The organism is Prochlorococcus marinus str. MIT 9313, from assembly GCF_000011485.1.
GTDB classification, from domain to species: Bacteria; Cyanobacteriota; Cyanobacteriia; order PCC-6307; family Cyanobiaceae; genus Prochlorococcus; species Prochlorococcus marinus_D.
On record NC_005071.1, the window covers coordinates 104,153 to 126,555 of the forward strand.

At 39.9% G+C, this 22,403-nt stretch carries 19 protein-coding genes; 15 read left to right on the forward strand and 4 right to left on the reverse strand.

Annotation, left to right across the window (positions count from 1 at the left end):
• Window positions 1–2 precede the first annotated feature (2 nt).
• The 15 genes from AKG35_RS00480 (at window position 3) to pseI (ending at window position 17,829) form a co-directional block, all read left to right on the forward strand.
• Window positions 3–740, forward strand: a complete 738-nt coding sequence (locus AKG35_RS00480) for a peptidylprolyl isomerase (RefSeq protein WP_157859759.1) — start codon at window positions 3–5, stop codon at window positions 738–740.
• Window positions 740–3,685: a peptidase domain-containing ABC transporter gene (locus AKG35_RS00485; protein WP_011129472.1), complete on the forward strand. Its 2,946-nt coding sequence runs from the start codon at window positions 740–742 to the stop codon at window positions 3,683–3,685. The genes AKG35_RS00480 and AKG35_RS00485 overlap by 1 nt, the downstream gene beginning before the upstream one ends.
• On the forward strand, window positions 3,682–5,067 hold the full coding sequence (locus AKG35_RS00490) for an HlyD family efflux transporter periplasmic adaptor subunit (RefSeq protein WP_011129473.1): 1,386 nt from the start codon (window positions 3,682–3,684) through the stop codon (window positions 5,065–5,067). The genes AKG35_RS00485 and AKG35_RS00490 overlap by 4 nt, the downstream gene beginning before the upstream one ends.
• A 28-nt stretch (window positions 5,068–5,095) precedes the next feature.
• Window positions 5,096–6,115 (forward strand): UDP-N-acetylglucosamine 4,6-dehydratase (inverting), encoded by a 1,020-nt coding sequence (pseB, locus tag AKG35_RS00495; protein ID WP_011129474.1) that lies wholly within the window; start codon window positions 5,096–5,098, stop codon window positions 6,113–6,115.
• Complete coding sequence (pseC, locus tag AKG35_RS00500; RefSeq protein ID WP_011129475.1) at window positions 6,112–7,278, forward strand: UDP-4-amino-4,6-dideoxy-N-acetyl-beta-L-altrosamine transaminase; 1,167 nt, start codon at window positions 6,112–6,114, stop codon at window positions 7,276–7,278. The genes pseB and pseC overlap by 4 nt, the downstream gene beginning before the upstream one ends.
• Complete coding sequence (locus AKG35_RS00505; protein ID WP_011129476.1) at window positions 7,275–8,171, forward strand: aldo/keto reductase; 897 nt, start codon at window positions 7,275–7,277, stop codon at window positions 8,169–8,171. Before pseC ends, AKG35_RS00505 begins: the two co-directional genes overlap by 4 nt.
• A gap of 6 nt (window positions 8,172–8,177) precedes the next feature.
• Complete coding sequence (locus AKG35_RS00510) at window positions 8,178–9,425, forward strand: N-acetyl sugar amidotransferase (protein WP_011129477.1); 1,248 nt, start codon at window positions 8,178–8,180, stop codon at window positions 9,423–9,425.
• A 2-nt stretch (window positions 9,426–9,427) separates the two neighbouring features.
• Window positions 9,428–10,078, forward strand: a complete 651-nt coding sequence (gene hisH, locus AKG35_RS00515) for an imidazole glycerol phosphate synthase subunit HisH (RefSeq protein WP_011129478.1) — start codon at window positions 9,428–9,430, stop codon at window positions 10,076–10,078.
• Entirely contained in the window at window positions 10,072–10,857 is a 786-nt protein-coding gene (locus AKG35_RS00520) for a HisA/HisF-related TIM barrel protein (RefSeq protein WP_011129479.1), read from the forward strand. The genes hisH and AKG35_RS00520 overlap by 7 nt, the downstream gene beginning before the upstream one ends.
• Window positions 10,854–11,393 carry a GNAT family N-acetyltransferase gene (locus AKG35_RS12145; RefSeq protein WP_011129480.1) on the forward strand — a complete coding sequence of 180 codons (540 nt, stop codon included), beginning with the start codon at window positions 10,854–10,856 and terminating at the stop codon, window positions 11,391–11,393. Before AKG35_RS00520 ends, AKG35_RS12145 begins: the two co-directional genes overlap by 4 nt.
• Window positions 11,394–11,524: 131 nt before the next feature.
• Window positions 11,525–12,343, forward strand: a complete 819-nt coding sequence (locus tag AKG35_RS00525) for a cytidylyltransferase domain-containing protein (RefSeq protein WP_011129481.1) — start codon at window positions 11,525–11,527, stop codon at window positions 12,341–12,343.
• Window positions 12,344–12,492: 149 nt separating this feature from the next.
• Window positions 12,493–13,752 carry an aminotransferase class III-fold pyridoxal phosphate-dependent enzyme gene (locus tag AKG35_RS00530; RefSeq protein WP_197524590.1) on the forward strand — a complete coding sequence of 420 codons (1,260 nt, stop codon included), beginning with the start codon at window positions 12,493–12,495 and terminating at the stop codon, window positions 13,750–13,752.
• Window positions 13,753–13,755: 3 nt separating this feature from the next.
• Window positions 13,756–15,354, forward strand: coding sequence for a UDP-2,4-diacetamido-2,4,6-trideoxy-beta-L-altropyranose hydrolase (gene pseG, locus AKG35_RS12150; RefSeq protein ID WP_011129483.1), 1,599 nt, complete (start codon window positions 13,756–13,758; stop codon window positions 15,352–15,354).
• A 13-nt stretch (window positions 15,355–15,367) separates the two neighbouring features.
• Window positions 15,368–16,765 carry a hypothetical protein gene (locus AKG35_RS12625; RefSeq protein WP_157859760.1) on the forward strand — a complete coding sequence of 466 codons (1,398 nt, stop codon included), beginning with the start codon at window positions 15,368–15,370 and terminating at the stop codon, window positions 16,763–16,765.
• Entirely contained in the window at window positions 16,765–17,829 is a 1,065-nt protein-coding gene (pseI, locus tag AKG35_RS00540) for a pseudaminic acid synthase (RefSeq protein ID WP_011129485.1), read from the forward strand. The genes AKG35_RS12625 and pseI overlap by 1 nt, the downstream gene beginning before the upstream one ends.
• A gap of 212 nt (window positions 17,830–18,041) precedes the next feature.
• Here pseI and AKG35_RS00545 read toward each other — a convergent pair whose 3' ends face one another.
• From AKG35_RS00545 to AKG35_RS00560, 4 genes are read right to left on the reverse strand one after another with little or no spacing between them, the layout of a single operon-like run.
• Window positions 18,042–18,914, reverse strand: a complete 873-nt coding sequence (locus AKG35_RS00545; RefSeq protein ID WP_011129486.1) for a class I SAM-dependent methyltransferase — start codon at window positions 18,912–18,914, stop codon at window positions 18,042–18,044.
• Window positions 18,911–20,344, reverse strand: coding sequence for an ABC transporter ATP-binding protein (locus AKG35_RS00550; protein WP_011129487.1), 1,434 nt, complete (start codon window positions 20,342–20,344; stop codon window positions 18,911–18,913). The genes AKG35_RS00545 and AKG35_RS00550 overlap by 4 nt, the downstream gene beginning before the upstream one ends.
• The gene (locus tag AKG35_RS00555) at window positions 20,344–21,156 is read right to left on the reverse strand and encodes an ABC transporter permease (protein ID WP_011129488.1); all 813 of its coding nucleotides are present in this window, start codon (window positions 21,154–21,156) and stop codon (window positions 20,344–20,346) included. Before AKG35_RS00555 ends, AKG35_RS00550 begins: the two co-directional genes overlap by 1 nt.
• Before the next feature lie 31 nt (window positions 21,157–21,187).
• Entirely contained in the window at window positions 21,188–21,943 is a 756-nt protein-coding gene (locus tag AKG35_RS00560) for a methyltransferase domain-containing protein (protein ID WP_162009605.1), read from the reverse strand.
• Window positions 21,944–22,403 lie beyond the last annotated feature (460 nt).

Below are 22,403 nucleotides of genomic sequence, written 5' to 3' on the forward strand. Positions count from 1 at the left end.
CGATGCGCTCTGTGCAACCAGGTCAATCAACAATAGACTATTTAGATCAAATAATAGAGGATAATTCTGAGAAAATATTATCCTCTTTAGTGCTTCATCATTTACAAGCAGCTACTTTGTCTGATTGGTGCTCTTACGTCATCGACTCCTCCATTGAGCAACAATTTCATTGGGACGATCCTCAAGAAGCACATCTTCATTGGTGGAATTCAATATCAGACACTTCTGCTATGAGTGAATGGCTTGAACAGTCATTTAATCAATATTGTCTAAAGTGGCGTACTGCTGTTTCTTCCGCTTATTATTCTGCTTCAATTGCAATTTATGAGGAACAATTAGAGTCACTGTATATTGAAAAACGTAATTCTTATGAATATGCGCATTGTAAAATATTTGATTTTGGCTCCAATCGTGGTCTGGCTTTGGAGATGAGTGTTGCTGCTGAATCAGGTAGTGATATAAATAAAGATCTTCAAGATATTAATCAAGCCACTGAAAAGATTTCCCTTGCAGATATTAGTAATGGCATACCTTCAATTCTTGCCTCTACATCTCCAGGAGATTGGCTTCCTCCTTTTTTCAATGGTGTTTCTTGGTTGCTGCTTCAAGTTGAACAAATCGAAAGACCATCTTTAAAAGAACTTGCCCCCATTCTTCTTAGAGATGCTTGTCAAGCATGGAGAGAGGAAAAAACGCAGAGCCTCACTGCCTATTGGATTAAACAGTTAGCCGAAAACTAATGTCATTGAAAAAATCATTTAATTCAACTTCAAAAAATTATTCAAGGGGGTCGATTCTTATTGACGAAAATATTTGGCCTACAACTCTAACTAAAATACGAGTTGGTTCTGTCAGATGGCTTTCTCGTCATCCCGGTAATGGTCTTCTTTCTCCAGTACAAAGCCAAATTGCTCCAAATTCACCAGTCGGTTCATGGGATCTAGTCACTGGCATACCAGTCGAGCATTGCTTAGTTACTTCTGATGTCTTTGATGCAGAAGAGTGTCATCTGGATGTTTGGATAAAACAGTTTCTGAGTGCACCTACAGACCATTGGCCTGAATTACAACCTTTTGAACTCATTTCTGTCTTTGGTGATAGCCTTAATAAATTACCAAAGTTTACCTTTGAGCTTGTTAAATTAGGCTCTAGATTTATTGAATTATTTGAGCTCATTGCTCCGCTTCAATTAGATAATCTTTCAGACTTAACTCAATTTGTTAAGGACTCTGGCGACGCTGCAATTTTCTGTGGTTCTGGTCAGAAAAGTGGCCTGTATGGTTTATGTCTCCAGAATGCAAATGACCAAGAGCTTGAAAGACTGTATCTTCAAAATAATGACTTTCCTCTCCGTCTGTATCGCCTCAAGATCCCTGATACATCAGCCATTCACGAATTTGACTCTTGGTTAATGAATCAGATTGATATTATTACTGGTATTTCTGAGGACTTTTCTTATCAGTTTCGAGATTTACGATCGCTTTCTACACTTTCAATTGAGTCTGTAGATATTGATGCAGTTCGAGCTGATGATATAAACCCTACAGCTGTGGCTTTGTTGCTTATGGCTTGTCAAGCTGTTGAAGTCACCCCAAGATTACAGCGTTTACAACGTACTAGCTCTGTCCTCTTTAAGCAAGCCACTATACCTTCTTTAAGAACCCTTATTTCCATTCTGGCCCCTTTAACTGAGCTTCGTTTAATAGAGCTTTCTCAAACATATCGAAATTTGTTGGTTTCACGTACCCCCTTTTTTGCGGCGCCTATAAATAATTCTGCAGAAGATCAAGATCATTTGTGTCTCTGGCAGCCACGAGAAGGCTTGCGCTTTGCTGTTTATGATCCATTGCAGTCTGATTCTCAGCCTTCTTTTATTTCTTTAGGTGATCTTCCTCATAACCCCCAATCAATTTTTACAATTGAACAGGATCCAACTGCAGGGATTGAACGTTTTGGCTTTCGTTGGTTCATGCCTGAACTTAAGCGTCACAAACTTGCATTATCAATTATCTTAGTGAGTTCACTCTTCATTCAAGTACTACAGCTTGCCAACCCCCTTCTGATTCAGCAAATCATTGATCTTGTCTTAGGTCAGAGAAGTATAAGTACTCTTTATAGCTATGGTTCATTCTTAATAGTTTTAGCTTTTTTTCAAAGTTTGCTTACTGGTTTGCGCAGTCTTCTATTTGTTGAAACTACCAATAGGATTGATGTTCGTGTTGGCACATCTATTATTGATCATCTTTTGCATCTGCCTATTAGTTATTTTGACAAGCGTCCTGTTGGTGAAGTGAGCACAAGGGTTGGTGAGTTGGAAAATATACGTAGTTTCTTGACTGGTCAAGCTTTAACTGTCTTCCTGGATGTTCTTTTTAGCATTATTTATATCGTTGTTATGCTCATCTATAGCGTTCCTTTGACAATAGCTGCTCTTTCGACAATTCCGTTCTCAGTGATTCTTGCTGTTGTTTTTTCGCCAGTTATTAAAAACAATATTGATGATCGTGCTGTATCCGCTGCAAAAACAACTTCTTTTCTAGTCGAACACCTTAACGGTATGATGACAGTTAAAAGTCAAAATATTGAGGACCTAACTCGTATCTCATGGAGAAGACTTTATGTTGACTTTGTGCAGAAGGGTTTTCGTCTAACAGGAATTGGAACAATTGTTGGAGAACTCAACAATTTCTTAACCCTCCTTTCTAGTGTTTTAGTTATTTTTGTAGGAGCAATTCTTGTTATCGATGGCAAATTATCAGTTGGTCAATTAATTGCCTTCCGTATTATTTCAGGCTATGTTACTGCTCCAATAATGCGTTTATCGACTCTTTGGAGATCTTTTCAAGAGCTGTCTGTTAGTGTTCAAAGGCTTGCTGATGTTGTTGAGTCCAAAACCGAGCCTCAGACTCAAACTAGCCGTTTCATACTTCCCCCAATAAAGGGCAACGTAAAGTTGTGCAACCTATCTTTTAGGTACCCTGGTACAGAGGAAGTTGTTTTAAAGAGATTAAACCTAACAGTCCCTGCAGGAAGTTTTGTAGGAGTTGTTGGAGGTTCTGGATCTGGAAAAAGTACACTAATGAAATTATTTCCCCTTATTTATAGACCCACTGGGGGTACGATATTGATTGATGATTATGATACTCAGAAGGTTGATTTAGATTCTTTGCGTCAGCAGATTGGCATCGTCCCACAGGAACCACTGCTTTTCGCCGGTTCTGTATGGGATAACCTAATTGTTGGGAATGCGAAAGCTACAGAAAAAGAAGTAGAAAAAGCTGTTCGGGCTTCTGAAGCTTACGAGTTCATTATGCAGCTCCCGAATGGTTTCGAGACTGATGTTGGTGAACGGGGAGGACGGCTATCTGGTGGTCAACGTCAACGATTAGCTATTGCACGTGCCCTCCTTTCTAATCCATCTTTGCTTGTCTTAGATGAAGCTACCAGTGCATTAGATTATAGGACAGAAGCTGCCGTTTGCCGCAATCTTTTTAAGTACTTAGAGGGCAAAACTGTCTTCTTTGTTACTCATAGGCTAGCAACTATTCGTCCCGCAGATGTTATCCTCATGATGGATAGAGGAGTTGTTGTTGAATCTGGTACTTATGATGAGCTATTGTCCGCTGAAGGACTTTTTAGTTCTTTCGTCGGCTGTCAGAATCGGGATGGATCTTTAAATTCATGAACCTCATAAATAAAAGTAAGTCTGTCGATAGGTTTTCAAAAGAAAAACTTTATCGTTCCTTCCGTACCCGACTTTCATCACTTAGTCACTTTCCTGGCTCAGCTTGGATGCGAAAAAGACTAGATAAGATAACACCTAACGCTTCTTATGAAAATGACTTTCCTTCGCGTCGTTGGCCACTTATTTTACTTACTTCTCTAAGTGGATTTGTAGGCATTCTACTGGTTTGGTCATTAATTGCACGAAGTGAGATTTCTGTTGACACTCAAGGTCGTCTTCGTCCATCTCAGACGCCTACTACAAGTCGTGCGTTTAGTCTGACTACTTCTTCAACAATTTTCGTTAAAGAAGGTGATTTTGTCCAAAAAGGCCAGCCAATAATGCAACTTGATGATGAGTCGCTAAAATCAAAGCTTCTAGCTCTTGAGAATCGCTATTCAAAAATATACGTTGAACTTCAAGAAACATCTCGCTTTATCGGCTTGAACTTTCCATCTGATCTTCCTAAACCTAAGCTATCTTATTCACTAGACCTTAGCGTTGTACGTAGTTCTCTTGAATTTATAAATACCCAAAAGGAAAAAGTTGCACAACTAGAGGCACGTTTAGAGCAATTATTGGTTAAGCATAAATCACTTGAGCAAAACATTAAGCTTCAATCAATTATTGTAGAAAAGCACGAAAGACTTTTGAATTCTGGCGCCATAGCTGAACTGCAAGTTCTACAGCAAAGCCAAAAGCTACAAGATCTTAAATCTGAATTAGAATCAAATCAACAAGATCAAATTCGTACCAGAGCTGCCTTACGCGAATCTGGCAGTGAATTTACAGGACGCAATAATTCTCTTTATAGCCAGCGTATTAGTGAACTTAGTTCTATATATGCTGAGATAAGCTCCACTAAAGACGCTATTCGTAACTCCTTGCTTCGTGCACCTCTTACAGGTTATGTCTTTCGTTTGGCAGTCAAAGTTCCTGGAGTTCCTGTTCGACCTGGTGAAGAGCTTTTTCAAATCATACCTAGTGAACTTCTTACAGCTTCCGTTGATGTTCCCGCAAGAGATATAGGCTTTATCAATAAAGGTATGCAAGTAGATGTACACATTGATAGTTATCCTTCCTCTACCTATGGAGTCCTTAAGGGCACTGTCAAAAGTATCGGACGTGACTCAATTGAGCCTACTTCACCCATACAGCTGCCTACCTACAGCATTCCAGTAGATGTCCAGCTACAAAAGCAGTCTCTAGTGAGTAAAGGTAAATATTATCCATTGAAACCGGGTATGACTGCTCGTGTAAGTTTTAACCTGAGAACTGTTAGTGTATTCCGGCGCTTGTTTGATGCGACCAGCTCTATCTTGAATCCCCCCCCCAACAGGTAATCCTCTTAATACAAAAATTATTCAGTCAATGAACTTTAATTCTTCTACCAGCATATTTATAACTGGAGCTACTGGAAGTTTCGGTAAAGCTTTTATATCTCAACTTCTGACTCAAAATCCTCATATTCATCGTGCCGTCGTTTTCAGTAGAGATGAGCTTAAGCAGTGGGAATTTCAACAGCTCTACCCTCAGAAGCAATACCCTCAGCTACGCTTTTTCCTTGGTGATATACGTGATCAGACGAGGCTTCGTCGTGCCCTAGAGGGTATTGATACCGTTGTACATGCAGCAGCTTTAAAGCAGGTCCCAGCGGCTGAATATAATCCATTCGAATTTATCCGAACTAACGTCATAGGTGCACAAAACCTTATAGAGGCTTGCCTTGATAGTGATGTCGAGAGAGTAGTAGCTCTTTCTACTGACAAGGCAGCAGCACCGGTTAATCTATATGGAGCAACTAAATTATGTTCTGATAAATTGTTTATTGCTGCAAATAATTTTGTTGGCAGTAGAAAGCTGCGTTTCTCCGTAGTACGTTATGGAAATGTTATGGGGTCCAGAGGATCTGTTATTCCTTTTTTCTTGGAACAAGCTCCATCTGGAGTATTACCAATTACTGATTCTCGTATGACTAGATTTAATATTTCACTCCAGGAAGGAGTAAATATGGTTATGTGGTCATTAGAAAATTGTTTGGGTGGTGAACTTCTTGTCCCTCGTATTCCCAGCTATCGTATCGTCGATGTTGCCAAAGCTATAGGACCTAGTTGCACTACGCCTATTACAGGTATACGCCCAGGCGAAAAAATTCACGAAGAAATGATTACCTCTAGTGATTCTTTTACAACAGTAGATCTCGGTAATTATTTTGCTATATTACCTAATTCTGGACTTTGTGCACCTGATTCATATTGCGAGAGGACTGGTGCAAAGCGTGTGGTTGAGGGTTTTGCTTATGACTCTGGTACTAATACAGAATTTCTAACTGTTGAGCAAATTCGCGAGCTTATAAAGATTCACGTTAATCCTTCGTTTCAACCTCTATGAGTAATCTTGACCCACTTCCTTACGGTAAGCAATCAATAACGCCTGATGATGTTGCAGCAGTTACAGAAGTTCTTCAAAGCCCTTTTTTAACGCAAGGACCAGTTCTTCCTGTCTTCGAGCAGGCATTATCTAATTACACAAAATCGCAATATTCTATAGCTGTTAATTCAGCAACAAGTGCACTTCACATTGCCTGTCTAGCTCTTGGTGTGGAGCCTGGTGATCGTATCTGGACCTCTCCAATTACATTTGTCGCTTCAGCCAATTGTGGTCGATATTGTGGAGCAAAAGTTGAATTTGTAGATATCGATCCTCGTACTGCTCTTCTCGATACTGATCTATTAAAGAAGAAATTAATAGCTGCTGATCGAGATGGAGCACTCCCAAAAGTTATTATTCCGGTACATCTCACTGGAACTAGTTGTGATATGGCTTTGATCGGTGAATTAGCTGATTTATTTGGCGTTCATATTATTGAAGATGCTAGTCATGCTATTGGTGCTTATTATATGGATATGCCAGTTGGAAATTGTCGTTTTAGTTCCATTTCTGTATTTAGCTTTCATCCTGTGAAAATAATTACTACGGCTGAAGGAGGTCTGGCTACAACGAATGATCCTATATTGGCTGAACGAATGTATCTTTTACGCAGTCATGGTATTGAGCGAAATCCTGAAAAGTTCGAGCTGCAAAGTCCTGGTCCTTGGTATTATGAGCAGCATGGTCTTGGTTTTAATTATCGTTTAACGGAATTGCAGGCAGCGCTTGGATTAAGTCAATTAAAGCGTCTTGATTTAATTGTTGATGAACGCAATCGTCTGCTCGATAACTATAAATGTCTCTTAAAAGACCTTCCCATAACGTTTTTAGAAATACCTTCTTCTTGTAGGTCAAGTGTACATTTGGCTGTGATTCTTCTTGAAACCATAAATCCCCTTAATCACAGACGTGTTTTTGAGGGACTCCGTTCTGCAAGTATAGGTGTTCAGCTTCATTATAGCCCAGTTCATTTGCAGCCTTATTATAGAAGTCTTGGCTGGAAAATGGACGACTTCCCTTTTGCTGAGAGTTATGCATCTAGAGCTATTAGCCTTCCTTTGTTCCCAGGTCTCACAGAGGATGATCAGCAAAGAGTTGCTGATGCCTTGAGAACTTTGTTATGACCCCAGTACAACTTTCTTTAGGTACTGCTCAGTTTGGTCTTGACTATGGAGTTACTAATCGAACAGGTCAAGTCCCCGAAGACGAAGTCAAAAGTATACTATTAGCAGCTCAACGTTCTGAAGTTCGTTTTTTAGATACAGCTCAGGCTTATGGTGATTCAGAATCCGTTCTTGGTCGTTGTTTAGACCCTGATAGCTCATTTTGCTTGATTTCTAAACTACCTGCTCAGACATCTGATCCATATACCTCTGTGTCTGTAGATGCATGGGAAGTTAGTTTTCAACAAACTTTAATTCGTTTAGGTTGTTCCAAAATCGATAGTTTTTTATTACATCAACCTGCTGACCTCTTACGTCCTGATTCTCATTTCTTGCTTAGTTGGTTAAGTAGTCTTCGCAAACGCTCTTTTGTCCGAAGAGTTGGAGTCTCTGTTTATTCTTCTTCAGACCTTGATGATCTTCCCCTTGATCAAATACAGATTGTTCAGCTTCCTTTGTCTTTATATGATCAGCGTGCTTTGCATGATGGAACCATTTCAAGATTAAATGGTCTGGGTATCGCTGTGCATGCTAGGAGTACCTTTTTACAGGGGTTGTTGCTTACACCATCTGAACAATGGCCTGCTTGGATAGATCCTGACTTTCGTTTGCATCATTCATCGCTTGAAGCGTTTGCTGTTGAGCATAATTTAACTTTACTAAGTTTATCTCTGGGCTTTGTACAAAGCTGCTCTCAATTAGAGGCAGCTGTAGTCGGAGTAACAACGTATACTGAGTTAATGTCTCTTCTTGCTGTATGGATGTCATATTCCACTGCTCATCCGTTCGGTGATCCACATTGTTGGGCTTGGCCAAAAGGTCGTAGTCTTGACCCGCGTCTTTGGCCTTCCTGAGCTCTTATGACTGCTCCTTTCTCTACCCAGCTGAAACGCTGCACAACTTGTCTACTCCCAGAAACACATGAGACCCTTGTTCTTGATTCCGAGGGAGTTTGTAATATTTGTAGAGCTCAGGAAGTTAAAGCAGAAATTAACTGGGAAGAGCGCCTAGTTCATCTTGACAAATTAGTTGCCGAGTATCGTGGAAATTATCGATATGACTGTCTAATTCCTTTTAGTGGTGGTAAAGACAGCACTTGGACTCTCTATTACCTTATGAATCGCTATCCAGGCATTAAGCCTTTGGTAGTTCGTTTTAATCATGGTTTTTTACGACCGAATCTTCGCGCTAATTGCGATCGGGTCTTTCGAAAGTTAGGTGTTGATGTACATGACTTCTCACCTAGTTGGAAAGTTGTTCAGCGTTTAATGCTCCAATCTTTTCTTGAAAAAGGAGATTTTTGCTGGCATTGCCATACTGGTATATTTGCTTATCCAATGCAAGTAGCTATTAAGGAGCAGGTACCTCTTATCTTTTGGGGCGAACCATCAGCAGAATACACTGCATATTACAATTATGATCAAGCTGAGGAAGTTGACGAAGAGCGTTTTAACCGATACGTAAATCTTGGCATTTCTGCTGAAGATATGCTTGTTCGATTGGATGGCTATTTGGACGAGCGTGATGTCGAACCTTTTCGTTATCCACCACTCAAGGAATTACGCCAGTTAGGTTACCGTTCTGTATGTCTCGGTAGTTATATCCCTTGGGATGTAAAAATGCAAGTCGGGAAAATTCGTGAAGAGCTGGGATGGAAGGGAGACCTTGTCGAAAATGTACCTGAAGACTTTAATTACGAAAAGATTGAATGCTGGATGCAGGGTGTTCGCGATTATATAAAATATATTAAGCGTGGCTATACTCGACCTACCCATCTTGCAGCTATCGACTTACGTAATAATAGAATTAGTAAGGAGGAAGCAAAAGCTATGATTACTCAATTTGAAGGTCGCCGCCCCCCTAGTCTTGACCTTTTCCTTGACTATGTTGGTTTAGATGAAGAACAGTTTTATACAATAGCTATGGGTCACCAAGTATCTCCTTGGCAATTTGATCCTGATTCGATTAAGTCTGGCCCTAAAACGCCTGACTTTGAAGATTGGCTCAGAGGTGACGGACTAGATCTTGTTGATGCTGAAGACCAACTTGGTCGATGGGCTGATTCATGTTCAAGCTGTTCTTCATCATCTAGTTGTTCAGGCGGTTAAGTATGACCGCTTGCGTACTTATTGTTGATGCAGGCCTAGGGAATATAGGTTCCGTTGTTGCAGCATACGATCGTCTTGGTGTACGCAATTTTCGTATTCGCAAACCTCCTTCAGATATTGCTTGCTACACCCATTTGATTCTCCCTGGTGTAGGTTCATTCTCTGCTGGAATGGACTCACTTAACAGTTTAGGTTGGTCAGATTGGTTGAAAGATGTTTGGCTTCCAACAGGACGTCCCTTACTTGGCATCTGCCTTGGTATGCAACTTCTTGCCTCTAGAGGTTTTGAAGGCTCTGATTCAGGTAATTCAATCCCCGGACTCGATCTTATCTCAGGTAAAATCGTACTTATGTCCCCTAGTCAAAATTTGGCGCTTCCCCACGTTGGCTGGAATTCGGTGTATTGGTCAAACACAATAACCCCACTTTCAGTAGACATAAATTCTGGCTGTGATTTTTATTTTGTTCATAGTTACACATTCCGTTGTGATGATGATTCAAACTGCCTTGCTACCTCTAATTATGGTTCACAATTTTCCGCTGTTGTTTCAGACATTAGTCGTAATGTATGGGGTATGCAGTTTCATCCAGAAAAAAGTCAAAAGTTGGGTAAGTGTCTCCTTCAAAATTTCATTGCTCTTAATCCATGCTGAAAAAACGCCTTATACCAAAGCTTCAGTTCTCGATTAAGCCAAGTTATCGTGGCCCAAAACCTGTCCTAGTCATTACCCGTCAATTTGACTCAAAGAGGGCTATCGGCGACCCTGTCTCGCAGGCCAAGATATATGAAGCTCAGCTCGCCGACGAACTCGTTCTTGTAGATTTAGAAGGAACTTCTGATAGCTGGCCAATTTTACTTGACACGCTTTCGAATATGTCTGAATCACTTGCAACTCCACTTTCTGTAGGTGGTGGTATAACATCTTTCGAGCAAGTTCAGCAATTATTAGATCGAGGAGCAGATAAGGTTGTCCTCAACTCTGGAGCTGTTAATAATCCCCAGCTAATAGACCTTGTAGCTAATTCATATGGCTCCCAATGTGTAGTTATTAGTATTGATATTCGCAAGGAGTCTGATCTAAGTAGACACGTATATATAGATGGTGGCTCTACAGCTACTGATTGGAGTTTATTTTCATGGGCAAATGATTGCGCTTCCAGAGGTGCTGGTGAACTATTGATTACTTCTATCGACAACGATGGTACTGGTACCGGACTTGATTTAGATTCTATTAGGCAACTCAGATACGAAGTCAATTTGCCACTTATTGCTTCTGGAGGATGTGGCTTGGCTCAGCATTTTGTTGCTGGTTATGAGGTAGGAGCCTCTGCTGTTGCAGCTGGAACCTTCTTCTCGCAACGTGATCAGAATCCTATGCAGTGCCGTTCTCATATTCGTAATGCGGGCCTTCCAATTAGACTAGAGCAATGAAATTATTACGGTCAAACAAAATTACGCTTCGTCCAATTATTAGGAGTGATATTAATGAAAAGTATGTGTCATGGCTTAATGACCCAAATGTAAATTGTTTTCTTGAGACGCGCTTTTCTGTCCAAACTCTTGATACTGTTTTAAGATATTGGTCTGAGCATAATGGAGACTCTTTAAGTCCATGGTGGGCTATTTGTAGAGTTGATGAGCATCATCGACATATCGGTAATATAAAACTCGGACCTATACACCCTATTCATTCTAAGGCAGATATCAGTTTGTTCATTGGCGATCGCAATTCCTGGGGTTTTGGTTTTGCAACACAGGCTATAACTTTGGTTCGTGATCACGCTTTTAATGATCTCCTTATTCACAAGATTTCTGCTGGAATATATTCAAATAATATCGCTAGCATAAGGGCCTTTGAAAAATGTAACTTTACCCTCGAAGCTACTCTTAAGCACGAAGCCATTCTTTCCGGATCTCTTAGAGTAGATGTTCTTCGTTATGGATTAATTAACCCAAGGTTTATGTAAATACGCTCTCATCCGATTATTTTCTAATTGTTCATCTGCCTTTTTTCAATTCTTCCGCCTAACTTCTTCCTTTATTTTTCCTAATAGTTCCTTATGGTTGCCAACGTAGATAGTGTGGCTAGACAATATTCTTGTTTTCTCTTTTTCTAGATGTTAGAATTGAAGGATCCAGTTTTGCTTTAAACTTGAACATTAATACTATTGCCATTTTGCAGGCTCGTACTAGCTCTAGTCGTTTGCCCGGCAAGGTTTTGCTACCTATTATCGGCAAGCCTATGATTCTGCATCAACTTGATCGGGTTATTCGCTGTTCTTCCATTGATAAATTAGTCGTAGCCACATCCGTAGATTCAAGTGATGACAAACTCGCCAATACTATTCAATCCGCTGGGTTTTGTGTTTTTCGCGGCGACTTAAATGATGTTCTAAAGCGCTTTGCTGATTGTATATCTTTATATGGTGGCAGTACTATAGTTCGTTTGACTGGTGATTGCCCATTGCATGATCCTGCTATTATTGATGAAATTCTTGAAGCGTATTACCTTTCACCTTGTAACTATCTAAGTAATTCTTCTGATCCTTCTAATCTGTCTGTTCCTGATGGATTTGATGTGGAAGTATTTGATTCAGAATCGCTCAACCTAGCCTCTATTAATGCTCACCTGCCTTCTGAGCGAGAACATGTAACCCCATGGATGCGTCGGTCCGATACCCCTTGTCAAGCTCAGCATTACATCCATAAGAACCCAGTTCCTTTTTACCGACTTACAGTGGATGATCATCTTGATTTTGAACTTGTCAGCAAGATCATTTCGGAACTCTATCCAACTAACCCTAATTTTGATTTAAAATCTATTATTGACTTCTTGTCCAAGAACCCAACTCTTGCCAATACCAATATTAATACATTGCGTAATGAAGGCTACGTTCGTTCACTAAGCAACGATTAGCTACTCCTTCTGCCCTTCACGATTACCATTCTTGTTTGTTCCTAACTTTTTTATTGTTACAACTGCCATAATTAATGTCAAACCTTTTATTATTTGAAGTGGCCCCCGTTACCTCGTCTCCTTTGAGGGAATTCCCTTGTTCTGAAGCGTTGCTTGAAGAAGCTCTAAACCTTATTCCACTGGCTAGTCAAACCTTTAGTAAGAGTGTTTCTCAGCTTCCTAGAGGTGTCAGTCCCTTATTTGTCGATCGTGCTGACGGCGCACGTTTTTGGGATGTTGATGGCCATTCTTTTATTGATTTAACAAATGGCTTAGCTTGTGTCACTTTAGGCTATCGACACCCTGCTGTAGATGAAGCTGTTAGATCTCAGTTACAAAGCGGCGTAAGTTTTTCATTGCCTCACAAATTAGAATTGCAGGTTGCAAAATTAATTATAGAAATGGTTCCATGTGCCGAAATGGTTCGTTTCGCCAAGAATGGTACTGATGCCACAAGCGGAGCAATTCGTTTGGCAAGACATTGTACGAAACGTGATCGTATCGCGCTTTGTGGTTATCATGGTTGGCAAGATTGGAGCATTGGAACTACTTCCCGTAATGGAGGTGTTCCTAAAGGTGTAAGTGATCTCAGTCATACTTTCATATATAACGACATAGATTCTCTCAAAAATCTCTTGAATCGTTACCCTGATGAATTTGCCGCTGTTATATTAGAGCCTATGAATATTACATGGCCAGAACCTGGTTTTCTTGAAACCATAAAATCTATTGCACATCAACATGGTGCTCTACTCATTTTCGACGAAACCATTACTGGTTTTCGTTTCTCCAACGGCGGTGCTCAAGAACTATTTGGTGTTATTCCTGATCTTTCAACTTTTGGAAAGGGCCTTGCAAATGGCTTCCCCCTTTCAGCTCTCGTAGGACGTTCTTCGTTTATGAAAGAGATCTCCAATATATTTTTTAGCGGGACCTTTGGTGGGGAAACGCTTTCCCTAGCAGCAGCAAATGCTGTTCTTTTGCAACTGCTTAATAACAATGTCACGGATAAACTATCCTCTATTGGTTCACAAATTGCGGATGGAGTCAACCACTTAATCAATCACTACTCCCTTTCTCATGTTTTTAGTTTGTCGGGACATCCGAGTTGGAAAATATGGTCCATCAATGACCATTATGACGCTACGGCGTGGGAAATTAGAACATTTCTTTTTCAAGAACTCTATGCTCGAGGAATGTTCACCATCGGCTCCCATAATATTTCACTTGCTCATTTGGACTTTGTGGATGAAATTCTGGATACTTATTCACAAGTATTATCTCTTTTATCGTCTTCTTTGACTACGAAAGGAGGAGTTCGTCATAGTTTACGTTGCAAACCAATAGAGCCTCTGTTTAGGGTCCGATAAACATTGACTGTACTTTTTCGCTGTGATGCCAGTCTTATTATTGGCTCGGGCCATGTAATGAGATGCTTGACTCTTGCGCGCGAGTTTACAGCATATGGTGAGTCTTGTTATTTTTTTACTCGCACACAGCGCGGGGATCTTTTTTCACACATCAGACGTCAAGTTAACTTAGTCCCACTATCCCTTATTCCTGATCAATCTCACTTTTCTTCGGCTGAGTCGGCATACAGTGACTGGTTAGGTTGTTCCCAAGATCAGGATGCACTTGATACTATTAATGCATTTAAAGTTGCTAATCTTACTTCCATTCGTCTTGTTGTAATAGATCATTACTCACTAGATAAAATCTGGCATGATCTGTTTCGTCATCACTTGTCTTTATTAGGATTCAATGTTCCTTTTCTCATAATTGATGATCTTGCTAATCGTCCACTTTATGCCGATTTTTTACTTGATCAGAATAGGATCCAATCCACCTCAAGTGATAATCCTTACCTAAGTTTAGTCCCTTCTCATTGCAAATTCTTTTTTGGTCCTTACTACGCTCTCATTGGTGAGTCGTTCCGTAAGCTTAAGCCTTTGCTTCCGCCTCGTAAGTCTCCCTTGCAACGACTTCTAATCTTTTTTGGGGCATCTGACATTCATAACTTCACTGAACTAGCTTTGAAAGCAATTTTAGATCCGCATCAATATTCTTTTAAAATTGATGTAGTTATTGGCAATTCTAATCCTCACCGTAACCGTATCATCGATTTTGTTTCCAATTATCCACATATTCATATTCATGATCCCTTGCCATGTTTATCTGGACTTATGGCGCAAGCAGATTTAGCTATTGGTGCAGGAGGTGTTACAAGTTGGGAACGGGCATGCCTCTCTCTTCCTTCACTAGTTTTCTGCATAGCATCTAATCAAAGCTATGTTGTACAACAACTTAGTGCTTCTGGAGCTGCCATTAGAATAGGTGAATTTAATAATTTTAACCCCCAGTTGTTGAGAGACATATTAAATAAATTTCTTTCCGACCCTAACCTTCTACAGCAGTATTCAGAGGCCGCATCTTCCCTTACTGATGGCTGGGGAACACCTAGAATTCATGGCGCTTTATTCCCTGAGCGTCTTAAACCCCTATATATTCGTCCAGCTCTTTCTTCCGATGTATTTCTTTGGTTTCACTGGGCAAATGATTTAGCATCTCGTCAGGCCAGTTTTTCTAGTGATACTATTTCTTTAGAAACTCATAAATCCTGGTTTCAAAATAAACTCTCAGATCCTTTTTCTTTTCTCTTTGTAGCTCATTCTTTAGACGGCCTGCCGATAGCCTATATTAGATTTGAATCTAAAGAACGCTTAGACACGAATAACACATTCTATATATCCATAGCATTAGATACTGCTTTTCGCGGACACGGCCTTGCTTTTGATGTCTTAGATTCTGGCATTTCTTTTTTTGTAAGCAAATATAGTAATTCTCCGACGCTGATCGCTGAAATCAAATCGAATAACTATGCTAGTCAACGCTTATTTTATAAAGCTGGATTCGTGTCAACTACCCCCGAGAGACCTGGCAGTCTCTGTCTTTCTAAATTTGTCCAAATTTAATATGCCTCTTACAATGCCCCATCTATTAGAGCTGTTTGTTGATAGTTATTTCATTGAGAAAAAAAAGCGATTGCGCCAATGCTTACAAGAGCCTCTTGATTGTGGCCCTGTTTTCCACTTTAGCGAGCCTTGGGAAGGCTTGTTGTCTGGTTATTGCACTGTTTTAGAAGACCCTTTAGATGGTTATTTTAAACTCTACTATAGAGGTTTATCAGATGGTAATTTAGAATGTTCTGATGGAGAAGTTACTTGTTTGGCCTTATCTCATAATGGCGTGGAGTGGTTTCGCCCCAATCTTGGACTCCATAAATGGTTAAATAGAAAATCTACTAATATTATCCTTGCAAATAATACACCAGACTCGCATAATTTTACCCCTTTTCTAGACTCTTCTCCTACAACTCTTTCTCATCAAAGATACAAGGCATTGGCTGGTGTAGCTCCTTCTGGCTTGAATGCTTATTTTTCTGCTGATGGGATCAACTGGACAAACCCCTATAGTAAACCTGTTCTAACTACAGGTATGTTCGACTCCCAGAATGTAGCATTCTGGTCCTCTTCTGAACAGAAATATGTATGTTTTATGCGTACATGGACAGGGGAGGGGTTTTCTGGCATTAGAACGATTAGTCGTTCAACTTCAACTGACTTCTCTTCTTGGACTGTACCAAGACGTATGTCTTTTGGTCGCATTCCACTTGAGCATCTTTATACTAATCAGACTCAACCTTACCCTAGAGCTCAACAGATTTATATAGGTTTAGCAGCCCGCTTCATGCCAGAGCGTCAAGTAATAACCACAGAAGAGGCATTAGAACTTAGTGTTGATCCATCTTACTATCGCGATTGTTCCGATGTCGTCTTAATCACTAGCCGTGGCGGAAATCGTTACCATCGTGCCGTTAGGCAAGCATTTCTTAAGCCAGGCATTGGCCTTGAGAATTGGGTATCTCGTACTAATTTTCCTGCTCTTGGATTCATTCATACTAAGCCGGATGAGATATCATTCTATATGAATAAGAATTATGCACAGCCTAATGCTTATCTTAGTAGGTTTAGTTTTCCTCTAGACCGCCTTGGATATTTAGAGGCTTCAGACTCCTATGGTGAGCTGATAACTAAGTCTATCCCAATCAGCTCACAAGATGATTTGCACCTAAACCTTTCAACCTCTGCAGCTGGCAGTTGTTTTGTAGCACTTCTGGATGAAAATGATGCCACGGTTTCTCAATTTGATATGTCGTCATGCCTCGAACTCATCGGAAATGAGTTGTCAAAACCTGTACGGTGGCTTAGCTCCAATGGAGTTTCTCTCAGAATTGGCGATTCAGGTCTATCTAGTGTAAAATTACACATACGTCTTTTAGACGCTAGACTTTTTGCCTTTTCTTTGTGCTCAACTGATCGTTAATGACTAATCCTCTTGATTTTAATATCGCTAATCGAAGTATAGGCGTTACTAAACCACCATTCATTATTGCTGAGATGAGTGGTAATCATAATCAAAGCTTAGATCGAGCTTTTTCAATTGTTGAAGCCGCTGCGCATTCTGGTGCTCATGCAATCAAACTTCAAACATATACTGCTGACTCTATTACACTTAATGTTAGAGGTGGAGATTTTGAAATAACTGATAAAAGTAGCCTCTGGTATGGGAATAATCTTCATCAACTTTACAGTCATGCTTCTACTCCTTGGGAGTGGCATGAACCAATATTCAACCACGCTAAAGACTGTGGATTAATCTGTTTTAGTTCACCTTTTGACGAGAAAGCTGTTGATTTTCTAGAGAGCCTGGATACTCCTGCATACAAAATTGCTAGTTTTGAAAATTGTCACCTACCTCTTATTAAAAAAGTTGCTCAAACTGGTAAACCACTGATCATTTCTACTGGGCTTGCCTCAATTGCAGAGTTAGACGAAGCTGTTAAGGCAGCTCGTTCAGCTGGATGTAAAGACCTGGCCCTTCTCAAATGTACAAGCTCTTACCCAGCAAGTCCCCATAACACTAATATTCGTACGATTCCACACCTTGCATCACTATTTTCGTGCCATACGGGACTTTCTGACCATACCCTTGGCTTAGGTGTATCTGTTGCTTCAGTACCACTTGGTGCTTGCATTATTGAAAAGCACTTTTGTCTATCTCGAGAAGACGGAGGTGTTGACAGTGCTTTTTCCTTAGAACCATCCGAGTTCCGAGATCTTGTCGACAATGTAGAACGAGCATGGCAATCACTCGGTTCTATCCACTATGGTCCAACTGATAGTGAAATTAAATCCCTATGTTTCCGACGATCAATATTTATTTCTGAGGACGTGTCTCAGGGTCAAATCCTAGACGAATCTAATTTAAAAATAGTTCGTCCAAACTCTGGTTTGCACCCACGTTTTTATGAAATCGTTTTAGGACGTCGAGCAGCACGTTCTTTGTCCAAGGGAACACCTCTTTCATTTGATATGGTAGTCGACTGACACTTTCAGACCATGATTTCATGACCAATGCAGAGTTTAGTTTTCATCCATACTTCTTTTTTTTAATACAAATACCCTATTTAACCTTCTCGATTTAATATAATACTTTTTATCCTTTATATTTATGCCTTTATCAATCCTCTTGCATTACAGCGATCTTTTGCTGTCAATGCTTTTATATTCTTTGACCTTATACTGCTATTTTCTTCTAATTAGATTCTTGTTGCCAGAAGTGCTTTGCCCAACCAGCATTCTTTCAAGGCTCTTATGTTAAACAGACGTTTTTGCTGGTCATAAAACATTTCTTTTAACTTGCCTATCTCTACTTTTTGCTCTCGATTAATATGCTCTAAGTTTTGTGCATGCTTTTGACTAATTTTGGTTTCCTCTAGTAAGTCTTTGAGCTTATCTTTGTTGTCAGCTAAACTTTCAAGGAGAAAACCTTTGGTTGCAAGTGCAGGTAAAATAGCCATTAGCTCTTTGTGCCATTCTGGCTCTCGACTTGACTTAGTTGCTATCCCTAATCCATGTCCATTCGGTGTCTCAATGCATTTAAAATTAATATCTTCTTTTATTTCTTCCCATAGTTTCCATACGCCAAAATCTCTTCTCCGTACATTCCAATCATGAAACATTAATGTCCCACCCTCTTTTACCTTCGGTAGCCATGATAAAAAATCGTGTTTTACGGCTTCATATGTATGAAGACCATCTATATGAATCAAATCAATTGAATCGTTCGGGAAATATTCTAATGCGTTGTCAAAACTATCTCTTATAAGTGTACTTCGTAACCTATGATATTCTTGTTGCTCTTTTGTAACTTTATTAAAGACATCATCATCATAATAGCCCGCTTGCTCATCTCCTTCCCAAGTATCAATCGCATATGTATATGTATTATCAGAAAATTGGCTCGCAGCTTCACAGAAGGCGAAGAATGATATGCCGTAATGCGATCCCAACTCTACAATCTTCTCTGGTTTAAGATTCTCTACCAGCCAGTGTGCAATTGGTACATGTTGCCACCATGATGATGGTGCATAGTACTTTGGAATTAAGTTGAGACTTTCAGGTACTTTCATTTTTCTATTTCGATGCTTATCGAATGCATTGGTACACCTGCTAAACCAGCAGCAATGCTAGTGCATTGCGACCTCAGTAATAAGGCATCATTCATCCAGTGAAGGATCTCGTGTTCTGTTATGCATCCATCTGCCACTGATACTGAAATCATATACTCTCCTTGTTGCAACATAGGAACGGTAAAGACAAAGTCTGTTGTTACTTTATCCCCCTCAAATGCATTGAAATCATTATTTTCTGAAATTGAATTATTTGTATTATCCCCTAATATTGTTAAACCTTTACTGTTTTTGAGGATGAATCCAATTATGGGCCTACCAATCGCTGTGCGGGCTTCAAATTTAAGTCTTAATCTTACAATCTCACCACCCTTAATATTTTGAATAGTTTTATTAGTCTCTATATTTTCTAACTCTACGTTAGTAATTTCTGCCTTTTCCCCTCCATATGTCTCACGTGTAGTCAAAGTTTCATCGAATCTGGTTATAACAATTGTATTCGCTAGATTGCTTGAATTTATAAGCTTGCAACGATAGTCACTCCATTTCATTATCTCATTCTCTATGTTTTTTTGAGTGTATTGAACCCCGCTTTGTCTTTTCATATGCGCGGTGTTTTCTTGTTCTTTCATTCTTTCTGGTCTGTTTATTTTATTATTCTGATCCGCTAAATTTCTTTTTTGTAGATCCCTTGTATAGTCTTCAATTACTTCTTTAGGTTTTCCGACTCGCTTTAGCTCTCCTTGATTAATTAAGAGTGCTCTGTTGCAAAGACTTAGAATAGCATTTGCATCGTGGCTAACAAATAACAGACTTCCCTTCTCTTGAAACCTTTGTATAAACCGCATACACTTTTGTGTGAAATATGCGTCCCCAACAGACAATGCTTCATCCACGATTAATATGTCCGCATCGACGTGTGCGATCACTGAGAATGCAAGCCTTACAACCATTCCGCTTGAGTAGGTTCTAACCGGTTGATCTACATAATTTCCTATATCTGCAAAAGCTAGAATATCATCTAGGCGCTCTTGAATTTCCTGTTTATTTAGTCCAAGAATCGATGCATTAAGGTACACATTCTCTCGCCCTGAGAATTCTGGGTTAAACCCACTACCTAGTTCTAGAAGTGCTGCTATCTTCCCGTTTACTATCACTTCTCCTTGACTTGGCTTCAAAGTTCCGCATATCAGTTGTAGTAACGTACTTTTACCGCTTCCATTTTTACCTACTATACCTATTGATTCACCCCTTCTCAGATCAAAACTGATATTTCTTAGAGCCCAGTGCTCTTGAAAATATTTTCGTCTATTTTGAAATATTAGTTGCTTTGCTCTATCCCTTTTGCTGTTGTAAATTTTATATGCTTTACCCAAGGATGATACTGTAACAACAGTTTCAGGAGATTGATGTTGTGTTGTTGAATACATTAAAGTATATCTCCAAACTCGCTTTGTGCATTTTTTAAAATCCTAAGGGTGATTTCACACCAGCCAATTGATATTAGAAATTGTACTGCTATCTGTAATCCTGAAGGTGCTATTCCTTCGATAAGTATTTGCCTTGTTTGCTCTATCGTCTGTGCAAGAGGATTAATTCTAGCCAACCATATTAGGTCTTGCGGTATTGCACTTGATGGATAAAATATTGGACTTAAAAACATGCACATACTAACCACTGAATTTATTAATTGGTTCACATCACGTATGAACACGCCTATGGTAGCTAGTAACCATGTGAGCCCTAGACAGCCCAGTATCAGTGGTCCCCAAACCATCGGCAGCATAAGCACTGTAAACGGAATTGTTCCATCTACTATAATTTTTAGAATTAACAAAATACTAGTGCTCGTCAGAGCATGAAATAAAGCACTACCTGTCACCATAGTCCCTAGGATCTCTAAGGGAAAAACTATTTTTTTTACGTAGTTAGGATTGCCTGTGATCAGCGTTGGGGCTCTGGTTGCGCATTCTGCAAAGATATTAAAAACAATAAGGCCTGCAAATAAATTTATTGCGAAATACACAGGCCCTTGATTCTCTGTGCTTACGCCCCAGCGTGCTTTGAAAATTTGTGAAAAGACTAGTGTGTAAATGCTTAGCATCACTATTGGGTTTATCGCAGTCCATGCCAGCCCTAGTTGTGACCCTTTGTACCTGCTCGTAATATCCCTATTTATAAATAGTCTAATTAATTCCCTGTTTCTATAGTACGAGTTTACGATAGAGAGCTTTTTTTTCATTGTCTTATATGGTGAGGGAGTTGATTGTTAATTAGTTTCGTTTTCCTGCTTTTATAGCCCCAGTAATGAATTCTATTAGTTTGCTTCGCCTGTTACTCATATTCCCTTTTTTGAGATTCGATCTTTTTTGACTTGATCTGTCTTTTGTTTCATCCAATGTTTGATCTTTTCTTTTGCTCTCAAGGTATTCGCCATATGTAGCCATGCCGTTGCTTAGCTCTGTGTGATCACTTGGTCTGCACTTATAGTTTTCCAAATTCACTGGCTTCGCTTCGCCACTATAAGGCTTTCTTGCTACAAGCATCGAATCGGCACAGTCGGCGCTAAACCATTCAGCTTCCTTAATTGTAGGTGCGGAATTAGTATGAGAGTGATGAACTTCGAGTTGATTGTACCTGGCAAGAGCAACCATGCCATCAGTAAAAAACCTCCAACAATCTACTGGATACCGATGCTCTCCAAAGCCATTTGGTGCAATTATACATATGAATCCTCCCTTTTTTGTAACCCTTACTATTTCAGCCATGGTTACCCAGAAGAATTCTATATGTTCTAATGCTTGTCCCGAAATGACAACATCGAATTGATCGTCTTTTATTTCATTCCACTGATATGTGCAATCAGGCACGATGTCTACATTTGGTCCAGCCTCCATGTCCAGACCCACATATTTGAATCTTTCGTGTTGAAACAGACTTTTGTAGCATCCGTTCACGTTGTAGCTTCCGACATCAAGAATATTCCTATTTGTTGTTCCATCTAAGTATGTTTGTATGAACCACTCCATCCGCTTCATTGAGCTTTCGTGCATAGCTGGTTCATGGGCTCTGAATTAGCCCAATATTAGTCCGAACGTGCTTCGTTCCTACTTTCATCTGTATTCTCCCAAGCTCCTTGAGCCTCTTTCTTTACATTGCTTCTTTTGTGCAAGAAAATTAAATTTTTATGCTCAAGCCACTGCTGGGTGACCTTAAAGCCTACAAGCTAAACTGCTACCAGCTTATTGTCTTAAACATTAATCTACTGGAGGATGACATCCCACCCCTCACCGTCGAGAACCTGCATGAAAATACTTTCACCTTTACGGTGTGACTTGCTCACCCCGTCAGTCTTTACAGTAGATCTACACCCTTGATGAGTTTTGCCGCATGCTTGTCTAGTAGTCAGCGAGGCTTGCAACCGTGTGCGTGTTATCCGTCTCTTCGATGTTCAGCAGATTGGCGGCATGGTGCTGCATTACAGGTAGA